Genomic DNA, 23003 nt, shown 5'->3' on the forward strand with positions numbered 1-23003 from the left:
TATTTTCGGTTTAATTATTTCGGATTATAGGCCCATTTCAAATAAATGGCTCCCCAAGTAAATCCACCTCCAAAAGCAGCCAAAACAAGATTGTCTCCTTTTTGAAGTTGATTTTCATATTCCCAAAGGCAAAGAGGAATAGTTGCCGCCGTGGTATTCCCATACCGCTCTATGTTCATCATTACCTTTTCCGGACCAACTCCCATTCTATTGGCAGTGGCGTCGATGATTCTCTTATTTGCTTGGTGAGGAACTAACCAAGCAATGTCGTCTCCTTTAAGTCCGTTTCTTTCCATGACTTCAGCGCTAACATCGGCCATGTTGGTTACCGCAAACTTGAAAACAGTAGATCCTTCCTGATAAGCAAAATGCTCTCTAGCCTGTACAGTTTCAACAGAAGCAGGTTTTCGGCTACCTCCCGCTTTCATATGCAAATAAGGTGCACCTGCACCATCCGACTTAAGAATGGCATCCATGATTCCTATTTTCTCAGTAGTTGGCTCGAGTAAAACAGCTCCTGCTGCATCTCCAAATAAGATACAGGTGGTACGATCTTGGTAATCGACGATGGAGGACATTTTATCAGCTCCAATCACAACTACTTTCTTGTAGGTGCCAGCTTGGATAAACTGAGCTCCTAGATGCAAGGCATATAAAAAACCTGAACATGCAGCTCCGATATCGAAAGAGAAAGACTTTTTTGCCCCAACCAAATCTGCAACAATATTAGCAGTAGCAGGAAAAGGCATGTCTGGAGTAACAGTGGCACAAATGATTACCTCGATATCCAGAGGGTCAGTTCCGGTTTTTTTCAATAATCCTTTAACTGCCTCTGCAGCCATTACTGAAGTTCCCTGATTTTCACCTTTGAGGATTCTTCTTTCTTTGATTCCGGTTCTTGAGGTGATCCATTCGTCATTGGTGTCGACAAGGGTCTCAAGTTCTTTGTTGGTTAGCCGATATTCGGGTACATACCCTTCAATACCGGTAATCATGGCTCTGATTTGCTCCATAGCTTGGTTTTATTCATCCTAGTGACTGAGTCACTGATGTAGGGGGTTGATGGGACTTTAGATTTTTCTAAAGAATTTCAAAAATAGCATAATGCCCCCTGACCACCAAAGCTAAACTCATGGGATAAAGGTAATTGATTGGAATTCAGTGAACTTGAGTTTTTAGCCATAAAAAAATCCACTCTTTTTGGGAGTGGATCTTTCTGTTCTAAGCTTAAAATATATTAAGCTGTGATTTCTTTTTCGATGATTACTTGTCCTTTGTAGTACAATTTGCCATCAAGCCAGAAAGCTCTGTGAGGCAAATGCATTTCACCAGTAGTTGGGCATTTCGCCAATCCTGGAGCTTCCAGTTTATAATGAGTTCTTCTCTTATCTCTTCTGGTTTTCGAAATTTTGCGTTTAGGATGTGCCATTTTATGAGTGGTTTATGATTGTTCCTTGTTTTTTAATTTTAATAACTGTTCCCATCTGGGATCAATAGGTTTTGGAGTTTCCTCTTCTTCTTTGACGTCTTCTTCTTCTTCAAATTCTTCCTGATCTTCATCAAAATAGACAAAGCCGCCTTCCCCATCAAAATCCTCATCATCCAATTCATTTCTGTAATCCGGATGGATTTTTTTTGCCGGAAGGGCCAGCAAGATGTACTCGTAAATCAACTGAGCTACATTAATAGAAGGGGTATCCCTCGTGATCATGTAGACGTTCTCGTCGATTTCCTGCTCTTCGGATCCATATTTATAAATCATCTTTTCGGTGATATCGAGCGGATGATCAAAAACTTCCAAGCTTCTATCGCAGGTGAGTTGTACAGTACCTTGAATATGAAAAGTCAATTCGATGACGTTGACTCCTTTATCCATAATGACCCTTGTGGTCAAATTTCCCTTTTCCAGGATCTCGTTGTCTTCGAAATGCTGGAAAAATGAATCCCCAATTTCGAAGTCAATTTCATGTTGTCCTTCTCTGAACTTAATGACTTCAATATCAAAGGTTTTCCAGAATTTCACGATTCCTCCTCCTGATTTAAGACCGCAAATGTAGGTAATTATTTAAAATAGCTAAAACAGAACGTGAAATAAAATTTGGTTCTTGCCCTAGTTTTTAATGTTTTTGCAATTATGCCTCTACTTCTTCTTCCTGATGTTGATTTATTATATCGGAAGCGAGGAGCAAGGCAGCCCTCATAGACCCCTCGTCAGCGAGGTTTTTTCCAGCAATATTGTAGGCTGTTCCATGATCTGGCGAAGTCCTAATTACCGGCAACCCAGCTGTAAAATTCACCCCTGAACTGAAAGCAATTGACTTGAATGGAATTAAGCCTTGATCGTGGTACATGGCCAAAACTCCATCAAATTTGTTTTGATGCATCATTCCGAAAAATCCATCAGCCGGATAAGGCCCAAATACCAACTTGTTTTGATCTTTCAATTCACGAATTGCAGGCTTTATAATTTCTTCTTCTTCCTTTCCTAGCAATCCGTCTTCTCCTGCATGAGGGTTTAGTCCTAAAATGGCCAATTTAGGCTTGGCAATTCCAAAGTCCTCCATTAGGCTTTTTAAAAAAATATTGGCCTTTTGAAGGATTCTTTCTTTTGTTATGGTTTTTGAAACATCTGAAATAGGCAAGTGACCGGTAATCAATCCTACTCGGAAGTTTTCACTTACCATCATCATCAGGCTATCTGAAGCACCTACTGATTGAGTGATGAACTCCGTATGTCCTACGAATGGAAGCTCTTCGGAATTGATATTATTTTTGTTAACAGGGGCAGTTACTAAACCTTGAATTTTTCCTGCTTTTAAATCCTCAACAGCAGCTTTCAATGCATCCAATGCAAGCTTGCCAGCTTCCTGAGTCTCCACTCCTGGAATAATTTCCGGGCATTCCTCCACTACATTGATCACATTAATTTTCCGATGCTGAATTTCATCCAAACTTCTGATTTGAGTGAAATTAAATTCTTCCATATTCATCAGTTTGCGATAAACAGAAACTGCTTTACCGTGACCGTAGATCAGCGGAGTAAAGGATTTATACACTCTAGCATCTGCCAAGGCTTTCATGGTCACTTCTACTCCGATTCCATTTATATCTCCTATGCTTATCCCCAGGATTGGTTTTTGTTTTTTTGTGCTCATGCGTTGCTGCTGCCTTTGGGCCAACTGTGATATTTTCACAGGGCGTTTTGGAATATTCCCTTATTTTTAGGCCTGCAATTTATAAAAATTTATCAGAGCCTGAGGATGGAAAAAGTCAAACCCAAAAAGCATTTAGGTCAGCATTTTTTAACTGATCTAAGTATCGCGGAGCGAATCGCTCAGGCGGTAAAAGGTCATGGGGGAGTCTCCAAGGTTTTGGAAATCGGTCCGGGAATGGGTGTTTTGACTGATTTCCTGTTAAATAATCCTCTGGACCTGTACTTGATCGAAATTGATCATGAGAGTATTGTCTACTTAAATCAAAAATATCCTCAGCTAAAAGAAAAAATCATTGAGGGGGATTATTTGAAATATGATTTGAAAGCAATCTTTCCTGATAAATATGCCATTGCGGGAAATTTCCCCTACAATATTTCTTCCCAAATTTTCTTCAAAGTTTTGGAAGAAAAGCATCGAGTGACCGAAGTTGTTTGCATGCTTCAAAAAGAAGTGGCGAAGCGAATAGCTTCTCCAAAAGGCAATAAGGATTATGGAATCTTGTCTGTCTTTTTGCAGGCGTATTATGATATAGAATATCTGTTTACAGTGCCTCCAGGAGTATTTAATCCACCTCCGAAAGTTCATTCGGGAGTGATTCGGTTGACCAGAAATCAAACCGAAAAGTTAGATTGCAACGAAAAATTGTTTTTCCAAGTAGTCAAAGGAGGTTTTGGCAACCGACGAAAAACTCTCAGAAATTCTCTGAAATCATTTAATCTTTCAGAGGAATTCAAAACTAATCCGATCTTGGACAAGCGCGCCGAGCAATTGGATGTAGCAGATTTTGTTTTTTTGACCCAAGAAATAGAAAAAGGACGTGGAGCCCATTAAGCAGTTTGAGCTATCGAAAGAGTACTTGGAAAGTCTCCGTTTGGGGATTGAAGAGGAAAAAATTGACTTTATCCAGGAGTCCTTGGATGGAGTCAATGTGGCTGATATTGCTGCAATTTTGGATGAGCTCAGCATGCAGGAGTCCATCTATGTGCTTCGCCTTCTTGATAAACAGCTTTCCGCCGATATCTTAATTGAATTAGATGAGGTCAGCCTTGGGAAAGTTCTTAAAGAACTTGAAACGCCTGAAATAGCCTCCTGGATCGAATTGATGGATTCGGATGATGGAGCTGATATTCTGAGTTTTTTCCAGGAAAAAGAGCGAGAGGAAATCATCTCCGAAATCCAGGACAGGGTCAAACTTGAGCAGATTCTAGAACTTCTTCGCTATGAAGAGGATACAGCGGGTGGTATCATGGCCAAGGAATTTATCCGGGCTAATAAAAACTGGAATGTGATCCAGACCATCAACGAAATTCGTCGCCAAGCAGAAAATGTAGAAAAAATCTTCTCCATCTATGTGGTGAATAACAAACAGCAATTGTTGGGGAGAGTCTCTTTGAAAAAGATCATTTTGGCGTCCTCTGATACTAGAATAGAAGATATTTTTGATGAGGAAGTAATCTCTGTTCCTGTACACATGGACCAGGAGGAAGTAGCGGCTGTAATGAGAAAGTATGACTTGGAATCTGTTCCAGTCGTAAACGCAAAAAATAAATTAGTAGGGCGAATAACGGTGGATGATATCTTGGACGTAGTGCAAGAAGAAGCCGATGAGGATATCCAGGCGATGACGGGGGTTTCTGCGGATATCGAGGAATCGGATTCGGTCTTCACCATTTCCAAAGCCCGCTTGCCTTGGCTTTTAATAGGAGTTTTGGGTGGCTTGATGGGCGCAAAAATCATCGGTCTTTTTGAAGATGGGCTGAGCAAATATTTGGCTTTGGCCTCTTTTATACCTCTTGTTGCTGCGACTGGAGGGAATGTCGGTATTCAGGCCTCTTCATTGATTGTTCAGTCTCTGGCTTCCAAATCTGCATTCGACGACACACCATTTCAGAGATTTGTAAAAGGACTTTTTGTCGCTGTCCTAAATGGGCTGGTTTTAGCTGCCTTTGTGTTTTTGGTAGTGGTATTTGTATATGGCTTCGAACCTATTTTTGGGGTTACAATCGGATTTGCTTTGTTCTGCGTGGTGCTTTTGGCTTCATTTATGGGAACTGTGACACCATTGGTCTTGAATAGATTTGGAATCAATCCCGCCATCGCATCAGGACCTTTTATTACTACCACGAACGATCTTTTGGGCTTAGCCGTTTATTTCGGCATTGCGATGCTACTACTGAAGCTTTAAGATGAAAATTCTGATTATTGATGAAATGCACCTCAGTATTATTTCCATGCTGGAAAAAGAGGGGCATGAAGTAACCTACTCTCCAAAAATCACACGAGAAGAAATCCTCCAGCAAGTTTCCGAGTTTGAAGGACTGATTATTCGATCTAAAACCCCAATGGACCGGGAGCTTTTGGAAAAGGCGGAAAACCTAAAATTCATTGGCAGGGCAGGAGCAGGTCTAGACCAAATCGATCTTAATTATTTGGAGAAAAGAGGAGTAAAACTTTTTCATGCGGCAAAGGGAAACCGGGATGCCGTGGCTGAACATGCTTTGGGCGGCCTTCTGGCTTTATTTAATCATGTGATTAAAGCCGACCAGGAAGTCAGAAAAGGGATTTGGGACAGGGAAGGAAACCGTGGCCATGAATTGATGGGAAAGACTGTGGGGATCATGGGTTATGGGAATATGGGGAAATCCTTTGCCAAAAGACTTGCTGGCTTTGGGGTTAAAATTTTAGCCTTTGATAAGTATAAGACAGGTTTTGGAAATGAATCAGTCCAAGAAGTAAGCTGGAAAAAGCTTAAAGAGGAAGCTGATATTTTAAGTATTCATGTTCCTTTGACTCCTGAGACCCGTGACTTTTTCACTTTTGAGGAATTGAAAAGCTTCGCCAAACCATTTTGGCTAATTAATACCGCTAGGGGAGAGGTGATCTCTTTTGCAGCATTAAATCAAGCCTTTGATCAGGGAATTCTTCGAGGAGCAGTTTTGGATGTCTTGGAAAACGAAAAATTCCAAAAATTTACTGTGGCTCAAAAGGAAGAATTTGAAAAGTTGGCCAAAAGAGAAAATGTGATTTTTTCACCTCATGTAGCTGGCTGGACTTTCGAGTCTTATGTCAAAATCAATGAGGTTTTGGTAGGAAAAATCAAGAAGGAATTTTCCTAAAAAACCTGAAAATGGGGGCTTAGCCTGCGATTTACCGGGTTTGCTTTGTAGAAAAGCTTTCCTATCTTTGTCCCATACATAAAGGCAAAACCAAAGTAACGGTCTCAAACAAGTGACCGTTACTTTGTTTTTTGAGCCTTTTGAAAAGCTGTAATACTATGTCAAAAGTACAATACTATACCGAAGAAGGACTGAAGAGACTGAAGGATGAACTTCAGGAACTTAAAACAAAAGGACGAACTGATATTGCCCGTCAGATTGCTGAGGCGAGGGATAAAGGTGATTTGAGCGAAAATGCAGAATACGATGCAGCGAAAGATGCTCAAGGACTTTTGGAATTGAAAATTGCCAAATTGGAGGAAGTGGTAGGTAATGCCCGTGTCTTGGACAATTCCAAAATGGATACTTCCAAAGCCGGTATTTTGAGTACCGTGAAGATCAAAAATATCAAAAACGGAATGACCGTCAGCTACACCTTGGTTTCTGAAGAAGAGGCTGATTTGAAGGCTGGAAAGATATCTTTGGGATCACCTTTCGGAAAAGGACTTGTTGGAAAGACAGTCGGAGAAATTGCTGAAATCAATGCTCCAGCAGGTAAACTTCAATTTGAAATCTTGGAAATCACTTATTAAAAATCATCGAATCCCGACTTATCCTCGGGATTTTTTAATTTCTAAATCATGGCAAGTATTTTCACCAAAATCATCAACAGAGAAATTCCTGCTCAAATTATAGCAGAGGATGAAAAGAACATCGCTTTTTTGGACATAATGCCTTTAGTAAAAGGACATGTCTTGGTCGTTCCTAAGAAAGAAGTGAATTACATTTTCGACATGGATTCCAAAGATTTGGCTGACCTTCATCTTTTTGCCCAAAAAGTGGCCAAGGCAATGGATCAGACCATCAAATGTACTCGAATTGGAGTGGCCGTGATTGGATTAGAAGTGCCGCATGTTCATATCCATTTGGTGCCGCTAAAGACCATGGATGATATCAACTTTACAAGACCTAAACTAAAATTGAGTTCTGAGGAACTGGCGGAAATTGCGGATACGATCCGAAAAGGATTTTAACTAAACTAGAATACAAAAAGCCCGATTAGTCGGGCTTTTGTTTTACCTGAATCCTAGTTTTTCCCTCACTTGATTCAGTAACTTGAATGCAATTAATCTTGCCTTTTCTTCCCCTGCCTCAAGGCGTTTTTCTATTTCTTCTGGATTGTTCATGAAATAAGTGAACGTTTCTCTTTCCTTAGAATATTTAGTGAGGATTAGCTCTAGAAGCTCTTTTTTAGCATGCCCATATCCATAATTACCAGCTAAATACTTTTCTCTCATGGAGGCTGTTTGATCCTCACTTGCTAGCAGGCTGTAAATTTTAAAGACGATACAGGTATCTGGGTCTTTTGGTTCCTCGAGAGGAGTGCTATCTGTAATGATTGCATTTACATTTTTTTTGAGTTCTTTTTCGGGCAGGAAAATATCGATGATATTCTGATAAGACTTGCTCATCTTTTGTCCATCAATTCCTGGAATAATCATGACTTCCTCACTTATCCTTGCTTCAGGCATGGTAAGGATGTCCTCTTCCATTATTCTATTGAAGGCGCTTGCAATATCACGGGTAATTTCGAGGTGTTGTAATTGATCCTTACCAACCGGTACCAAATCGGCAGAATACAACAAAATATCAGATGCCATAAGTACTGGATAAATAAAAATCCCGGCATTGACTTCTGATAGCCTTGACGATTTATCCTTAAAACTATGGGCATTGGCGAGCATAGGATAAGGGGCAAAGCAGTTGAGGTACCAATTCAACTCCGTTACTTCAGGGATTCTGGACTGTCGATAGAAGATGGTCTTTTCGATATCTAATCCAAAAGCCAACCAAGCTGCAGCAACAGCCAAAGTGTTTTGCTTTCTTAACTCTCCATCTTTAGTAGAGGTAAGGGAGTGGAAGTCAGCAATGAATATGAAAGATTCGTCCTGATTATTCTGCTTAATGAGTTGGATAGCAGGTACAATAGCTCCCAAAATATTTCCCAAATGCGGTCTCCCTGAGCTTTGAATTCCTGTAAGTACTCTTGCCATTTCTTTAATTTTGGCGCAAATTAAGGATTTGAAGCTATAATTAAGGGGAAAAATAGTTGTTATTTGTAAGTATGAACCCTAGCACTAGATTTCTTTTTTTGATTTGGATTGGCTTGTTGTTTCCATTGATTTCAAATGGGCAGAATAAACCTGTACCTAAGCTGATTTGGAAAGTAAATAGAATTGACTTGGGAACTTTGCTTGAAGAACAAGGATCACCTGAAGTTGAATTTGAATTTACCTATACCCAGGATTCCCTATTCTTTATAGAGGATATTTGGACAGAATGCGGGTGCACTACCGTGGAGTATCCCAAGGATACCATGGTCGCAGGTCAAAGTGGAAAAATCAAAGTCTCATTTGATCCAACGTCCTCCTCGGGTTTTTTCACCAAACTCATTGTCGTTAAAGGAAACCTTCAGGGAGTTCAGGATTCCCTGTATTTAGACGGTGTATCAATTCCCTATCCTTCAAATCCTGAGCGAGCATATCCAGCACGGATGGGTAGCCTTGGGTTTCGGTTGAGAAAAATCAACATGGGGGAAGTTTTTGACAATGAGCCTAAAATCAAGTTTGTTGAATTTTTCAATTTTGGAACAGAGGTCCTGGAAAAAAATGATTTCCAAGCAGAAACTCCTTCTTATATCCAGATTGAGCAGGTCCAACAAATGATTCGACCTCAGGAAAGAGGTTTGCTCAAAATCCAGTACGAAAGCAATGCTAGAAAAGGCGATTTGGGTTTCTATGAAGATGCTCTTCCTTTAAAATGGGAGAGTGTTTCTGGAAGTGAGATTAACTTGGAAATTATTGCGGACCTTTTTGAATATTTTCCTCCAGTTCAAAAATCTGAACTCAATCAATTGCCTCAATTGTTAATTAGTCAAAAGGAAGTTGACCTGAAAGAAATCAGTCCCAATTCTCTTGTTCATCGAAAAGTGACTTTATCAAATCCAGGTCGGTCTACCTTGGAAATACGTAAGATTCAGGGGAACTGTGAATGCCTGAAAATTGAAGCCCCTAAGCAAAGTTTGGCACCTGGAGAGAGCATAGAACTAATGTTAACCTTTGATCCTGTAGGTAGAAAAGGAATTGACCAAAGAAATATTTATATCTTTAGTAATGATCCCGTTAATCCTGTTCAGTTGATTGTGCTGAAGAGTAGGATAGAATAGACACTGTATTTTTCTTAACTATTTGAAATTCTAAAAATGAATTGGTCTTATAAAACTAAACTTTGGTTGCCAATTTTGTCTTTTTTGGTCATTTGCCTGACATTCAGTAATGCCTTGGCAGGTAAAAAATATGCCGCTCCAAATGGTTCAGATTCTGCAAACGGACTTTCTGAATCCACTCCTTTAAGTTTGAGTAAAGCCTTCTCATCATCCTCTCCCTTAGTCCCTGGGGATACTCTTTATTTATTGGACGGAGTTTATGAAGGGAATTTTGTTTTGGATAAAAGTGGGACCGCAGCAAAGCCAATTTACATATTGCCAAAGAGCGAAGGTAAAGCGATTATTGATGCCGGTAAAAATAGGACTTCTGGAACCGGTATAATAGTCAACGCCTCTAATGTTTGGATTATAGGGATTCATGTTACTTCTTCCTCTTTAAATAAAAGAGAAGACTTAGGACAGTCCGTTCCTTATGAATCAGGAATTGTGGTTTTTGGTCCCAATGTAAAACTGATCAATTGCTGGATTTATGATATTCCAGGTGGTGGCCTAGAACTTTGGAGACCTGCTCTAAATTTGGAGGTCTATGGTTGTGTTATATTTAATAATGGCAGCCAAAGTTCTACTAGAGGAACTGGACATGGAATGTATATTCAACATGATGAGCCTGATTTTCCAAAAATTATTCGAAATAATTTCGTTTTTCAAAATGCTTCTCAGGGGATAAATATTTTTACCACTAATCCTCCTAATGGTGGAGTTTTGGTTTTTGAAAATACATCTTTTAATACTGGTGCGATTGCTGATTTTAATGGTTTGCTCTTCAGGCCTCCTCATAATTTTACCGTGGGGTCTGAGAATAATTTGAGTTTTTCCATCAGGGCCTATGATAATGTTTTCTATTCTGATCTCCAGAATGGCCGACTTACCAAAGATCAAGTGAGCAATGTAACACTGGGAAGAAACTATCAACCAAATCAAGATTTTCAGTTTTATAATAATACACTTTATGGGGGTGGAAATCAGGTTGAAATCCAACCATTGGAGACCTTCAGATTTACAGAAAACACCTTTTATAATGTGCATGGAAAGTTTTTTCAATTCCTTACACTACCTCAATCCTTGCCTAATACTACTTGGAATTCCAACTTGTATTATCTGCTAAATTCGGATAATTTGGGATTTACTGGCTTGAATTTCACGGATTGGAAGACAAATTCAGGATTTGATGCTGGAAGTACATTGGCTACTTTGGCACCTTCTTCATCCAAAATTTGGGTAAGAAAAAACAATTACGATTCGAAGAAATTTTACGTCACGATCCTAAATTCCGGAGGTTTGGATAATGTGGCTGTCGATTTTTCATCCTACTCGATCTCACCAGGTTCTACTTATGAATTAATCGATATTCAGAACCCATTTGAAGAAGAATCCAAAGTTAAAGGTACCTACCAAAGTGGTTCGATCGGTTTTCCGATGAACCGAACTAAGTCATTAGCTCCTAAAGGGAATATGCCTTATGCTCCAGTACATACCGAATCTACCTTGGGTACTTTTCAAATTAAATTTTCAAGTCCAATTAATCCGCCGGCTCTGAAGGATACTGTGAAAATTTATCTGGACGGATCAGGAAAAGGGATAATAACTGCTGAAGCAGTGTCAAAGGATCCTCCCACAAATGACTTCACCTATTCCTATTCCATCGGTCCAGAAGTGAATTGTCAGCAGTTGGGGATCAGGGATTTAGTAGTGACGACCACTCGAGTACAAAGTGCGACAGTGTTTAAGGATACAATTTCATTGCAGGTTTTGGACACCATTGCTCCTACGTTTGATGCGGTAAATGCGGTCTTTATATTTGATCCAACCATAGGAAAAATAAATTACGGAATCCAAGATTTTGATCTTGTGGATTTGTCTGATAATTGTTCAACATTTTTCAATATTTCGCTTGATGGTCCTGAGATCAATTGTGCTCTTGTAGCTGAAAATCAAGGTTCTTATCCCCGCTGGCCGGTCACGATAACTGTTGCTGATCAATCAGGGAATAAGCGAGTGAAGCAAGTGTTTGTGGAGATCGGTAATATAATCGAATCCAAAAAAGTCTCGATTTCTTCCCAAAAGCCTTTGGATCCCTCAGGCTCCGTACTTCGCTTAGGAGATGAATTGACCTATGAAGTGCTAGGGTGGTATAGAAATGGACAATTGATTCCAAACCAGAAAGGTAAAGAGTTACCAATTTCAAGCCCTGGAGCCTATTATGCCAAACTTCGATTAGATACCGGATGCGAAGTCGACTCCCGTGTTCTCAATTTTGAATTCAATGCCCCGAGCCATAAAGAGTTAGTGGAACTCAATTTAAATGCTTCTGGCAAAGCAAATTTAGGTTTAGAAGATATTTTCTTAGTACCTGTGGATGCTGCTGATTGGTCTTTGAGTAAAACAGAATTTTCTTGCAGTGAACTTGGTGACCAATCGGTCAAAGTGACTTATAAAAGCCCTCTAAATCAATACAATCCTTCAAATTCCCAAACAGCTGAATTCTGGGTGAAAATAAAAGTGCAGGACAAACTAGCCCCTTCTGCTGAAATTAAGGAAGCCGGTTATGAGTTTGACCTTTCTAAGGGTGAACTAGTCTTCAATCCTCAAGATTTCTTAGCAAGTGTTCCTCAAGATAATTGTGGATCAGGGGTTGTTTCGGTCAGCCTTAGTAAAACTAGTGTGACCTGTGCTGATATCGATTCAGAGCGATTTACCTATTATGTTGATTTGAATTTGATCCTAAAAGACGCATCTGGAAATACTACTACTTATCCTACCGCAGCTGTATTGAAAATTGTTGAGTCCAAAAAGGTCTCTCTGACAGCTAAAGGTCCTTTGTTTGAAAGGAATTCTGTTGAATTGAGATTAGGAGAAGAGTTGGATTTTGATGTGTTGGAATGGAGAAAAGATATGGCTCTTTTACCCGGTGAAAAAGGAACTTCAATTTTGGTTACTGAGCCGGGTAGATATGCAGCAGTTCTTCAGTTGAAAAATGGGTGTATGGTAACTTCCAAGGCCTTGGAATTAGTTTATTCCGAATTCCCTTTCCCACCTGTAAAACAAGAAGTAATTAAGGAACTTAACGCTGATGGCAAAGCTGTTCTGGAGGTAGCTGACTTGTTTGAGAACTGGCCACTGCCCAATACAAGCTTAACTTTTGAGTTGAGTAAGTCCCAATTTACCTGTTCTGATTTGGGAATTAATGAAGTTACTCTTTTGATCAAAAATACTACAGGTCAATCTTGGGAAAGAAAAGTCAGCGTTTTGGTAAAGGATACCATTAAGCCAACTGTGGCTCCTAAAAACTTGGAATTGAATCTTGATGTGACTAAGGGGAATTTGACCATCACACCTGAAATGGTGACAGAGGTTCTCCGAGATAACTGTTCTCTTAAATCTGTCACGCTAAGCAAAACCCAACTTACCTGTGAGGATATCGGCAAGGAGATTTCCATTGGAATCCGTGCAGAAGATCAATCAGGAAATGTTACTGAATCAGTTTCTAAGATTTTGGTCAAGCGATTGGAGCCTTCCTTAGTCCAAATTACAGGAACCAAGGAGTTTTGTGCTGGGAATAAGTCGATACTTGAATTAAGCTCTTCCTCAAGTTTTGAGGTAGTTAGATGGAGAAGAAATGGTGTGGAAATTCAAGGTCAAACCGGTAAAACTTTGGAGGTGTCCGAATCAGGAGTTTATCATGCAGTAATTCGATATCAGGGAGGATGCCTTTCCGAATCGAATTCAATTGAAGTCAAAGTAAATCCAATACCTACCGGTGAAATCAAAACAGAGGGTAATGTCCTAATCGCTCCAGAAGGCAATTTTACTTACCAATGGTTCAGAAATGGGGAAAAAATTGAAAATGCTACCAATAGGACATTGGCCTTAACCATGATGGGTGAATATACTGTCGAACTTACTAGCCCTGCTGGCTGCAAAGCCAAACTTCCTTCTGTGACCATGACTATTGCTGGATTGGGAGGTAATTGGGTTAAAAATCCTGAAAATTTAAAGATTTATCCTAATCCAGCCAGTGCATTTGCCTATGTTGAACTACCTGTTGATAAATTAGGGGCTGGACAATTTGAAATTAAGGTTTATGATTTGGATGGAAAAAGCCTTGAAAACTCCATTCAAATTCTGCAAACTGATTCAAAAACAGCCCAATTGTCAATTTCTAGCTTGCCTAAAGGGACTTATATTATTTGGGTTGTCGGCTCAAATCAATCTTCCTTTGTCGGAAAGCTAGTTGTTTTATAAATCATGATTATGCTTCAGAAGAAATCCTATTTAGTATTCGTTTTCATTTTCCTTTTCCTTTTTGCCTTAAACACTTCCTTTGCTCAGTCCATTCCTTTCTATACAGGAAGGATTGCGATCAGTTCAGATGGAAATGAGCACGATGAAGATGACTGGGCGGCTACCCCCTTGACTTTGGCCCTTTTGGCTGCAAATGGGCTTCAGGACAAACTGGTAGTTTATACCTTCAGTGATCATATTTGGGGCTCAGATAAGGAGAAGCCCGGAGCCGCTGCCCAAATGCGGGAAAGTGCATTTATTGGTGCAAAACTGTTTGGCTTTAAAAAGACAAAATTTATTGAAGCTGTTACTGCACAAAATTTTGCGATTATTGAATTGACCACTCAAATCAATTCGAGCTCAGCAAAAGATCCGCTGACCATCATTGCTGCCGGGCCAATGGAAATAGTTGGAACTGCCTTAAATGAAGCGGATTCTACCAAGTTGAAATATGTCCGATTGATTTCTCATTCTACCTGGAATGATGAGCATGCAGACAAACCCTATGATTGGGAAAAGCACACTGGTTGGACTTGGGAGAAAATAAAAGAGCAATTTGAAAAGCATGGACTTCAGCTAGACCATATTGCAGATCAAAATGGGGGAGAAGGCTATGATGGATTAAAGGCCAATGTCAGTAAGTACGATTGGCTCAAAAATTCCCCTTCAAAGGATAAAAAGCCATTCAAGAAAGGAGATTGGGATTGGTTGTATTCAAGATTGGAGGCTGCTCAAAAAGGGGGTGAATTCGATCCTTCTGATGCTGGTATGATCATTTATTTATTGACTGGAAAAGACAAAACAGATCCGGAAGATGTTCGAGCTATGATGGAAAATCCGAAAAAGTATTAAAGGTGTTTCATGAAAAAAGCCTCTGAATTTCAGAGGCTTTACTTTTTTATTTAAAGGCTTGGATTCCGGTAATTTCATTACCCAAAATGAGTAGGTGAATATCGTGGGTGCCTTCATAGGTGATGACAGATTCCAAATTCATCATATGTCTCATGATCGGATATTCTCCTGTGATTCCCATCCCCCCATGAATTTGTCTAGCCTCTCTTGCGATGTTCAGTGCCATGTCCACGTTGTTTCTTTTAGCCATGGAAATATGAACTGTCTTGGCTTTTCCTTCATTCATCATCTTTCCTACTTTCCATGCTAAAAGCTGAGCTTTCGTGATTTCAGTAAGCATTTCAGCTAATTTTTTCTGGACTAATTGAAAGCCTCCAATAGGTTTGCCAAACTGAATTCTTTCCAAGGAATATTTTCTTGCAGACTCATAGCAGTCCATTGCAGCGCCAATAGCTCCCCAGGCAATTCCAAATCTAGCGGAGTCCAAACACATCAAAGGAGCACCTAACCCAGACTTTCCAGGTAAAAGATTTTCCTTTGGAACTTTTACGTTGTCGAAAACCAATTCACCGGTACAGGAAGCCCTTAACGACCATTTATTGTGAGTCTCGGGAGTGGTAAATCCTTCCATTCCTCTTTCCACAATTAATCCATGAATTCTGCCTTCCTCGTTTTTGGCCCAGACCACTGCGATATCTGCTTTGGGTGAATTGGATATCCACATTTTAGCCCCATTTAAAAGATAGTGGTCTCCCATATCTTTAAAATTGGTGACCATCCCGCTTGGATTGGATCCATGGTCTGGTTCAGTCAATCCGAAGCAGCCAAGCATTTCCCCGCTGGCAAGTTTGGGAAGGTATTTATTTCTTTGTTCCTCAGAGCCAAACTTATAGATCGGATACATAACCAAAGAGCCTTGCACAGAAGCTGTAGATCGCATCCCTGAGTCTCCTCGCTCAATTTCTTGCATGATCAGACCATAGGAAATGTAGTCAAGTCCTCCTCCTCCGTATTGCTCGGGGATTTGAGGTCCAAAAGCTCCCACATCGCCAAATTTTTTAACGATATCGTAAGGAAAGTAGGCTTTCTGAGCCCAGTCTTCGATGTATGGAGAAATTTCTTTTTTGACAAAATCCCGAATTGAACTGCGGATGAGTTTTTGTTCTTCGGTGAGCAGATCGTCTATTTCCAGAAAATCCACTCCTTCAAAAGTGTCCTGCTTTAGAGATTTCTGGATTGATACAGCTTCCATGCTAATTTTGGTTTTATAGTCAGAATATTCAATTTTGTCGAACTAGTATCGACCTTGCCTCGAAATTAAGGAGAAAGCCTCTTAAAAAACTACCTTTTTGACTAAAAAATCCCCATGCACGAATCTCAATTTGATCCAAAGATTTTAGATAGGATCCACCAACTGCAAGAAAAATTCAAAGCTTCAGGCCAAGACATGCTTTCTTATCTGGAAGGGTTACTATATGCAGACTATTTGACTTATTGGGAATACATCAATTTGGATGTTTTGCTTTCCTTGCAGCAGCCCAAAACAAGCTTCAAAGACGAAAAAATATTTATAATCTATCATCAGATTACTGAACTCTATTTCAAATTGATCATCTCTGAAATGGAACAGATTTCAGAAGAAGATCCTTTGAGCGAGGAGTTTTTTAAGACAAGGCTGGAAAGAATCCTGATGTATTTTGACCACCTGATCAGTTCCTTTGCAATGATGTGGAAAGGAATGGAGAAGGAGCAGTTTTTGAAATTTAGGATGTCGCTTTTGCCGTCTTCAGGATTTCAAAGTGCCCAGTTTCGAGAAATTGAACTGATGGCTACCGACGCATTCAATTTGGTAACGCTCAGCAGAAGGTCCGAATTCGATTATCATAGTCCAGCAGATGATTTGTTTGAAAACTTATACTGGCAGCAAGGGGCAATCGAATTGGCAAGCGGGGAAAAAACCCTGACTTTAAAGACTTTTGAAAAGAAGTATGGTAAAAAGCTCAAGGAATTAATTGAAGGGTACAGAAGAAAAAACCTTTGGCAAAAATTTATAGATATCGAAAATCCGTCTCGGGAATTGATTGATCTCATGAAGCAATTTGACCTAAAGGCTAATGTTTTTTGGCCTTTGGCCCATTACAAATCGGCTGTTCGATATCTGCACCGGGATCCAACAGACATTGCTGCGACTGGTGGTACTAACTGGCAAAAGTATCTTCCCCCGCGTTTCCAAAAAGTGATCTTCTTTCCTGAACTCTGGACTGAAAAGGAAATGGAAGAGTGGGGTAAAGGATGGGTTGTAAAGGAGATATTTGGAGAAGAAATTCAGAAAAACGACTAAATAAAAATCCCGCCAAAACTTAGGTCCTGGCGGGATTTTTAATTTTTCAGTCCTCGTGTTTAAGCAAGGTATTTTTCTACCATCGCATAAGGCATATTGAATGCGTCTGCTACAGCTTTGTATACAATTTCTCCGTTTATCACATTCAAGCCTGGAACAAGGTCAGGGTTTTCCTGAGCTGCCTTTTTCCAACCCTTGTCAGCCAATTGAATGGCATATGGTAAAGTAGCATTGGTCAGGGCAAGAGTAGAAGTATAAGGAACAGCACCTGGCATGTTGGCCACACAGTAGTGAACTACATCATCAATGATAAATGTAGGATTCTCGTGAGTAGTTGGCTTACATGTTTCGATACAACCTCCCTGATCCACAGCCACGTCTACCAACACAGTGCCTTTTTTCATGTCCTTCAACATATCTCTGGTGATCAAGTGAGGAGCTTTTGCTCCAGGAATCAATACTGCACCTACGATAAGGTCAGCATGCTTGATCATTTCACGGATATTATATTCATTAGACATCATGGTCTTTACGTTTGCTGGCATTACATCAGCTAAGTATCTCATTCTGGCAAGAGACACGTCCATGATAGTCACGTCCGCTCCTAAACCTGCAGCCATCCAAGCAGCTTGTGTTCCCACGATACCACCACCAAGGATCAAAACCTTAGCAGGCAATACACCCGGTACTCCACCTAGCAAAATTCCTCTTCCGCCCAAAGGCTTCTCTAGGTAATTAGCACCTTTTTGAATAGCCATTCTTCCAGCTACTTCAGACATTGGAACTAGGAGTGGTAAGCTTCTATCTGCTTTTTCTACGGTTTCATAAGCCAAACAAACCGCCTTGCTTTCTACCATAGCTTTGGTTAAAGGCTCATAAGAAGCAAAATGGAAATAGGTGAACAACAGCTGATTTTCTTTAATGAGCTTGTATTCAGGCTCAATTGGTTCTTTCACCTTCATGATCATTTCTGCAATCTCGTAAGTTGCTTCAATGGTCGGTAGAATCTGGGCACCAGCTGCTTCATACTCAGCATCAGAGAATCCGCTTCCTTCTCCAGCAGATTTCTGTACATATACGGAGTGACCTCTTTTGACCAGTTCTTTTGCACCCGCAGGGGTCAAGGCTACCCGATTTTCATTGTTCTTGATTTCCTTAGGAACACCTATTATCATGGCTCTTTTTGTTTGGGTTTTTTAATATTCTTCGCAAAGATAAAAGGAGATGATTGTTTTTAATCAAAAATAAAAATAGTATTTGGTATTGATTTGGTATAAAGTTTAAAATCAAAATATTATTTTTTTTAAAATCTAAATCGTCTAGAAAATTTTAAAATTTCAAGTTTTAAAATTTAAAATTTTGAAAAATTTTTTCTGAAAAAATTAAAATAATTGCGAAGGTGATTAAATCAATTTGCGGTATAAATATTTGTAAAAATCTAATTTATAGAAATTAAATTTTTTAAAAACTGAATTAAATCAAATTCATCAGAATTATTGACTGATATGAATCAAAAATGAAATTTGTACATCAAAGGTTTTTGGTTATTTTTGAACAAACCCCATACTACGACCCAAAGTAACTTTAAAGTAAATTACCCTTTATGCCATTGAAATCACAGGAAAAAGAAGGTGCCACTACTTCTATCCAAAGAGAAGATGTGTTGAGAGATTTCAGAATTGCTGTCAAAAGCCGACATGCTTCTCTGATGGGAAGGAAAGAAGTATTCATGGGAAAAGCCAAATTCGGAATCTTCGGAGACGGAAAAGAGCTTGCCCAGATTGCTATGGCCAAAGCCTTCCAACTTGGTGATTTTAGATCAGGATATTATCGTGATCAGACATTCATGATGGCCATTGGCGAGCTGACAGTTCAGCAATATTTTGCTCAGCTGTATGCTCATACCAATGTAGAAGCTGAACCTGCAAGTGCAGGTCGTCTCATGAATGGTCACTTTGCAACCCGTTCCATCAATGAGGATGGTACTTGGAAAGATCTTACCAAAATGTATAATTCAGCAGGGGATATTTCTCCGACTGCTGCCCAGATGCCAAAGCTTCTTGGATTGGCCTATGCATCCAAGCTTTTTAGGGAAAATCCAGATCTAAGCGAATTGTCTAAGTTTTCAAACCATGGAAATGAAGTCGCTTGGGGTACTATTGGTAATGCATCCACTTCAGAGGGGATGTTTTTCGAGTCCATTAATGCTGCAGGTGTACTCCAGGTACCTATGGTAATTTCAGTTTGGGATGATGGATTTGGTATTTCCGTCCCTCAGGAATTCCATACGACTAAAGGGAGTATTTCTGAAGTTTTGATGGGATTTCAGAGAACAGAGGCTGAAAAGGGATTTGAAATAATCAAAGTCAAAGGCTGGGATTACGAGGCCTTGGTAAATGCATTCAATTATGCTGGGAAAATTGCCAGAAATGAGCATGTTCCCGTTTTGATTCATGTGGATGAAATGACCCAGCCTCAAGGTCATTCTACTTCAGGATCTCATGAGCGATATAAATCAGCAGAAAGACTTCAGTGGGAAAAGGATTGGGATTGTATTCAGAAGTTTAGAGAATACATTATTTCCAATGGTATTGCCACTGCTGAAGAGCTAGATAAAATTGACGCCGAAGAGAAGATTGATGTTAAAAAGCAGAAAGATGCTGCTTGGGCTGAATTTTCCGGAGAAATCAAATCTGAATTACAACAAGCAGTTAGCTTAATCAAAGCTGCAGCTGAGGCAAGTGTCGAAAAAACTCATTTGCTCCCTTTGGCTGAGGATCTTTCTAAGAGTATCAATCCTATTCGAAAGGATGTGATCAGTTCAGTAAGAAAGGCTTTGATGCTATTGAGAAATGATTCTGATGCAGTAAAGTCTGAGTTGAAAGCATGGTATGAATCCCAAAAGGATAAAAACCATGATCGATATAGCAGTCAACTGTATAGTGAATCCGATTGGTCTGCCCTGAAAGTAAAAGAAGTTTCAGCAAAAGTGGACGACAAGTCTCCTTTGGTAGATGGAAGAGAAGTTTTGCAGTCATTTTTTGATTACACACTGAGTAATGATCCAAGATTCTTTGCCTTTGGCGAGGATGTAGGAAAAATTGGCGACGTGAATCAGGCTTTTGCCGGTCTTCAGGCTAAGCATGGTGAATGGAGAGTTACAGATACCGGAATTCGTGAGTGTACAATTATTGGCCAAGGGATAGGCACTGCATTGAGAGGACTTAGACCTGTAGCAGAGATTCAATATTTGGATTATCTATTGTATGGACTTCAAATGCTTTCTGATGATCTAGCTTCTCTGAACTACAGAACAAAGGGTGGTCAAAAAGCGCCTTTGATTGTACGGACTAGAGGTCACAGATTGGAAGGAGTTTGGCATGCAGGTTCTCCAATGGGAATGATACTTTCCAGTTTGAGAGGAATGATGGTATGCGTTCCGAGAGATATGACTCAAGCTGCGGGTATGTACAAGACTCTTTTAGAATCTGATGAACCTGCAATTGTGATTGAGTGCTTGAATGGTTACCGATTGAAAGAAAGACTTCCTCATAACATAGGTGAGTATACTGTTCCACTTGGAAAACCAGAAATCCTGAGAGAAGGAAGTGATTTGACTTTAGTGACTTATGGAAGTATGTGTAGAATCGTAATGGAAGCTGCGCATGAACTTGAGGAATTAGGAATTTCTGCTGAGGTAATTGATGTTCAGACACTTCTTCCATTTGATTCTTTTGGAGTCATTGGAGAGTCCATTAAGAAAACAAATCGAGTGATATTCGCTGATGAGGATGTCCCTGGAGGGGCTTCTGCCTACATGCTTCAGCAGGCTATGGATAACCAAGGAATATTCAGATTTTTGGATTCTGATCCACAGACTCTTGCTGCGCAAGCACATAGACCAGCCTATTCATCTGATGGAGACTATTTCTCCAAGCCTAGTGTAGAGGATGTGGTGGAAAAGGCCTACCAAATGATGCACGAAGCAAACCCAAGTAAGTATCCTTCTCTATAAATTAAAAGAGGCAGTGAAATTTCACTGCCTCTTTTAATTTATTTTCTGGTGATCTGCCTCAAGGTTACCTCTGGACTAGCTACCTCATTACTTCTATTCAAAGCCCTGTCTTGAATTTCCACATCGACCCGTATCGTGTCATTTCTAAAAATTGACTCCCAACCAGAGGAAAGCATTCTATATTTTATGGTTCCTTCCACAGGTTGTCCTTCTTCAGAATTTAAAACTCTCGGGAAGCGGCCATTAAAAGTGGTATAGAAAGGAGGGTTTTGCCATCTGAACTCAGTAAATCTTCCATTTCTTTTGATGTAGAATCGTACGAAAATATTGTACTGATTCTCATTTTGTTCCACCCAAACCGTGTCTTTAATGATTGTATTATTAATGATCGGGTCAATGACCCAGTCAATAGGATTGTAATTTGGAGCCTCTGGCGGTCTTTTGGAATAGGTTATTAGATTTCCAATCACATCTCTTTTGTAAGTAAGTGGATTGTAGGGAGGATTGATATCTGTAGAAGACAAACCTAAATCTCCTTCCGCATCTTTAAATTTCACGCTGATAATCAAAGAATCTTGAGCCGATGTGGGTACATACTCAATTTCTGAAAAAGTGATTTCTGGAGTACTTGGGAAGTTCTCCGGTGGGCTAATACAGGAAGTCCAAGCAGTTGCTATGACCAAGATTAATCCCGAATAGTTTTTTAATCGCATGAGCTAAAGGTAAATTTACTTCCGAAAATTAAGGTAAGTTTTTTCCTCGGTAAAACGCAAAATATAAAACGATGCAAAATGCCAAAAGTTTTTCAGAAAGAATCAAAACCGTCGATTCCGAGGAATTTGAAAAACTGGCTTTGGATATTTTTCATTATCAAGCTGCATCTAATCCAGTCTATAAAAGCTATATCTCTGCGAGAGGCATAGATCCTTCAAGTGTAAAAAGTCTGGAAAAAATTCCTTTTTTACCCATTCGTTTTTTCAAAGACCATGAGGTAATCTGTGGGAATCAAGAGGATTTTGAAGGATATTTTTCGAGTAGTGGAACAACAGGGATGACAACCAGCAAGCATTATTATTGGTCAGAACAATGGTATCTGGAGCATGCTTTGAGAATTTTCCAAAGCGTTTATGGGAATATTCAGGATTATCACGTTCTGGCTCTTTTACCTGCATATTTGGAGAGGCCTGGAAGTAGTTTGGTCTCGATGGCAAAGTTTTTTATCGAAAAATCAGATTCCTCATTTTCCGGATTTTATCTGTACAACCAAGATGAATTATTGGAATGCCTATCTCTGCTGAAAAGTGATTCTAGAAAGGTGATCTTATTAGGAGTCACTTTTGCCTTACTGGATTTAGCAGAATCCGGAAAAGAATTCTCCCGAATGGAAAATTTAATTGTCATGGAAACAGGAGGAATGAAGGGGAGAAGAAAAGAAATGATCCGAGAGGAAGTTCATGATATCTTGACCGCCTTTTTTAAAGTAGAAAAAATTCATTCTGAGTATGGAATGACTGAATTAACCTCGCAAGCCTATTCAAGGGGAGATGGTAAATTTACTTTGCCTCCCAGTATGAGAATATTCCTTCGAGATGTGAATGATCCTTTGAGTTGGTCAAATCGATCAAATGGTGGAATTAATGTGATCGACTTGGCTAATTTTCAAACTTGTTCGTTTATAGAAACACAGGATTTGGGAAGGATTGATGAAAATGGACTTTTGGAAGTCCTTGGGAGATTTGATAATTCCGAGATCAGGGGTTGTAACTTGTTGGTGCAGTAATTGCTATCTTAAAAATTATTAGACATATTTGATCAGCTTAAAAATTTAATTTATGAAAAGAATTGCCTCAATAGCACT

19 protein-coding genes are annotated in these 23003 nt (G+C 39.6%); 11 read left to right on the plus strand and 8 right to left on the minus strand.

Going from position 1 to position 23003, the window contains the following annotated elements; all coding sequences use genetic code 11:
* Nucleotides 1-14: 14 nt before the first annotated feature.
* The 4 genes from DFQ04_RS02405 to pdxA form a co-directional block, all read right to left on the minus strand.
* Complete coding sequence (locus DFQ04_RS02405; RefSeq protein ID WP_133552315.1) at nt 15-1013, minus strand: beta-ketoacyl-ACP synthase III; 999 nt, start codon at nt 1011-1013, stop codon at nt 15-17.
* A 224-nt stretch (nt 1014-1237) separates the two neighbouring features.
* Entirely contained in the window at nt 1238-1429 is a 192-nt protein-coding gene (rpmF, locus tag DFQ04_RS02410; RefSeq protein WP_133552317.1) for a 50S ribosomal protein L32, read from the minus strand.
* Between the two features lie 12 nt (nt 1430-1441).
* Entirely contained in the window at nt 1442-2023 is a 582-nt protein-coding gene (locus DFQ04_RS02415) for a YceD family protein (protein WP_133552319.1), read from the minus strand.
* Nucleotides 2024-2132: 109 nt separating this feature from the next.
* Nucleotides 2133-3155: a 4-hydroxythreonine-4-phosphate dehydrogenase PdxA gene (gene pdxA, locus DFQ04_RS02420; protein WP_133552321.1), complete on the minus strand. Its 1023-nt coding sequence runs from the start codon at nt 3153-3155 to the stop codon at nt 2133-2135.
* 105 nt (nt 3156-3260) lie between these two features.
* Between pdxA and rsmA the strand changes: the two genes are divergently transcribed.
* From rsmA to DFQ04_RS02445, 5 genes are all read left to right on the plus strand, one after another.
* Nucleotides 3261-4046 carry a 16S rRNA (adenine(1518)-N(6)/adenine(1519)-N(6))-dimethyltransferase RsmA gene (gene rsmA, locus DFQ04_RS02425; RefSeq protein ID WP_133552323.1) on the plus strand — a complete coding sequence of 262 codons (786 nt, stop codon included), beginning with the start codon at nt 3261-3263 and terminating at the stop codon, nt 4044-4046.
* A complete protein-coding gene (gene mgtE, locus DFQ04_RS02430) occupies nt 4033-5400 on the plus strand; it encodes a magnesium transporter (RefSeq protein ID WP_133552325.1) in 1368 nt (455 codons plus the stop codon). The genes rsmA and mgtE overlap by 14 nt, the downstream gene beginning before the upstream one ends.
* A gap of 1 nt (nt 5401) precedes the next feature.
* The gene (locus DFQ04_RS02435) at nt 5402-6331 is read left to right on the plus strand and encodes a 2-hydroxyacid dehydrogenase (protein ID WP_133552327.1); all 930 of its coding nucleotides are present in this window, start codon (nt 5402-5404) and stop codon (nt 6329-6331) included.
* Between the two features lie 158 nt (nt 6332-6489).
* A complete protein-coding gene (gene greA, locus DFQ04_RS02440; protein WP_133552329.1) occupies nt 6490-6963 on the plus strand; it encodes a transcription elongation factor GreA in 474 nt (157 codons plus the stop codon).
* A gap of 48 nt (nt 6964-7011) precedes the next feature.
* A complete protein-coding gene (locus tag DFQ04_RS02445; RefSeq protein ID WP_133552331.1) occupies nt 7012-7404 on the plus strand; it encodes an HIT family protein in 393 nt (130 codons plus the stop codon).
* Nucleotides 7405-7446: 42 nt separating this feature from the next.
* Here DFQ04_RS02445 and trpS read toward each other — a convergent pair whose 3' ends face one another.
* A complete protein-coding gene (trpS, locus tag DFQ04_RS02450) occupies nt 7447-8424 on the minus strand; it encodes a tryptophan--tRNA ligase (protein WP_133552333.1) in 978 nt (325 codons plus the stop codon).
* 71 nt (nt 8425-8495) lie between these two features.
* On the opposite strand from trpS, the gene DFQ04_RS02455 reads away from it, so the two are divergent.
* Genes DFQ04_RS02455 through DFQ04_RS02465 form a run of 3 tightly spaced genes read left to right on the plus strand, consistent with a single transcriptional unit; the run spans nt 8496 to nt 14789 of the window.
* Nucleotides 8496-9596 (plus strand): DUF1573 domain-containing protein, encoded by a 1101-nt coding sequence (locus DFQ04_RS02455; protein ID WP_133552335.1) that lies wholly within the window; start codon nt 8496-8498, stop codon nt 9594-9596.
* A gap of 36 nt (nt 9597-9632) precedes the next feature.
* Nucleotides 9633-13898: a T9SS type A sorting domain-containing protein gene (locus DFQ04_RS02460; protein ID WP_133552337.1), complete on the plus strand. Its 4266-nt coding sequence runs from the start codon at nt 9633-9635 to the stop codon at nt 13896-13898.
* 9 nt (nt 13899-13907) lie between these two features.
* Complete coding sequence (locus DFQ04_RS02465) at nt 13908-14789, plus strand: hypothetical protein (protein WP_133552339.1); 882 nt, start codon at nt 13908-13910, stop codon at nt 14787-14789.
* 46 nt (nt 14790-14835) lie between these two features.
* Here DFQ04_RS02465 and DFQ04_RS02470 read toward each other — a convergent pair whose 3' ends face one another.
* Nucleotides 14836-16041, minus strand: coding sequence for an acyl-CoA dehydrogenase family protein (locus DFQ04_RS02470; RefSeq protein WP_133552341.1), 1206 nt, complete (start codon nt 16039-16041; stop codon nt 14836-14838).
* Between the two features lie 114 nt (nt 16042-16155).
* Between DFQ04_RS02470 and DFQ04_RS02475 the strand changes: the two genes are divergently transcribed.
* Complete coding sequence (locus DFQ04_RS02475; RefSeq protein ID WP_133552343.1) at nt 16156-17130, plus strand: tryptophan 2,3-dioxygenase family protein; 975 nt, start codon at nt 16156-16158, stop codon at nt 17128-17130.
* 59 nt (nt 17131-17189) lie between these two features.
* On the opposite strand, the gene ald is transcribed toward DFQ04_RS02475, so the two are convergent.
* Entirely contained in the window at nt 17190-18305 is a 1116-nt protein-coding gene (gene ald / locus DFQ04_RS02480; RefSeq protein ID WP_133552344.1) for an alanine dehydrogenase, read from the minus strand.
* 428 nt (nt 18306-18733) lie between these two features.
* On the opposite strand from ald, the gene DFQ04_RS02485 reads away from it, so the two are divergent.
* Entirely contained in the window at nt 18734-21145 is a 2412-nt protein-coding gene (locus tag DFQ04_RS02485) for an alpha-ketoacid dehydrogenase subunit alpha/beta (protein WP_133552346.1), read from the plus strand.
* A gap of 38 nt (nt 21146-21183) precedes the next feature.
* On the opposite strand, the gene DFQ04_RS02490 is transcribed toward DFQ04_RS02485, so the two are convergent.
* The gene (locus DFQ04_RS02490; protein ID WP_133552348.1) at nt 21184-21858 is read right to left on the minus strand and encodes a hypothetical protein; all 675 of its coding nucleotides are present in this window, start codon (nt 21856-21858) and stop codon (nt 21184-21186) included.
* A gap of 71 nt (nt 21859-21929) precedes the next feature.
* On the opposite strand from DFQ04_RS02490, the gene DFQ04_RS02495 reads away from it, so the two are divergent.
* Nucleotides 21930-22925, plus strand: a complete 996-nt coding sequence (locus tag DFQ04_RS02495) for an acyl-CoA synthetase family protein (protein ID WP_133552350.1) — start codon at nt 21930-21932, stop codon at nt 22923-22925.
* Nucleotides 22926-23003 lie beyond the last annotated feature (78 nt).

Origin of the sequence: Algoriphagus boseongensis (assembly GCF_004362805.1) — a bacterium.
In the GTDB taxonomy this organism is placed as follows: domain Bacteria; phylum Bacteroidota; class Bacteroidia; order Cytophagales; family Cyclobacteriaceae; genus Algoriphagus; species Algoriphagus boseongensis.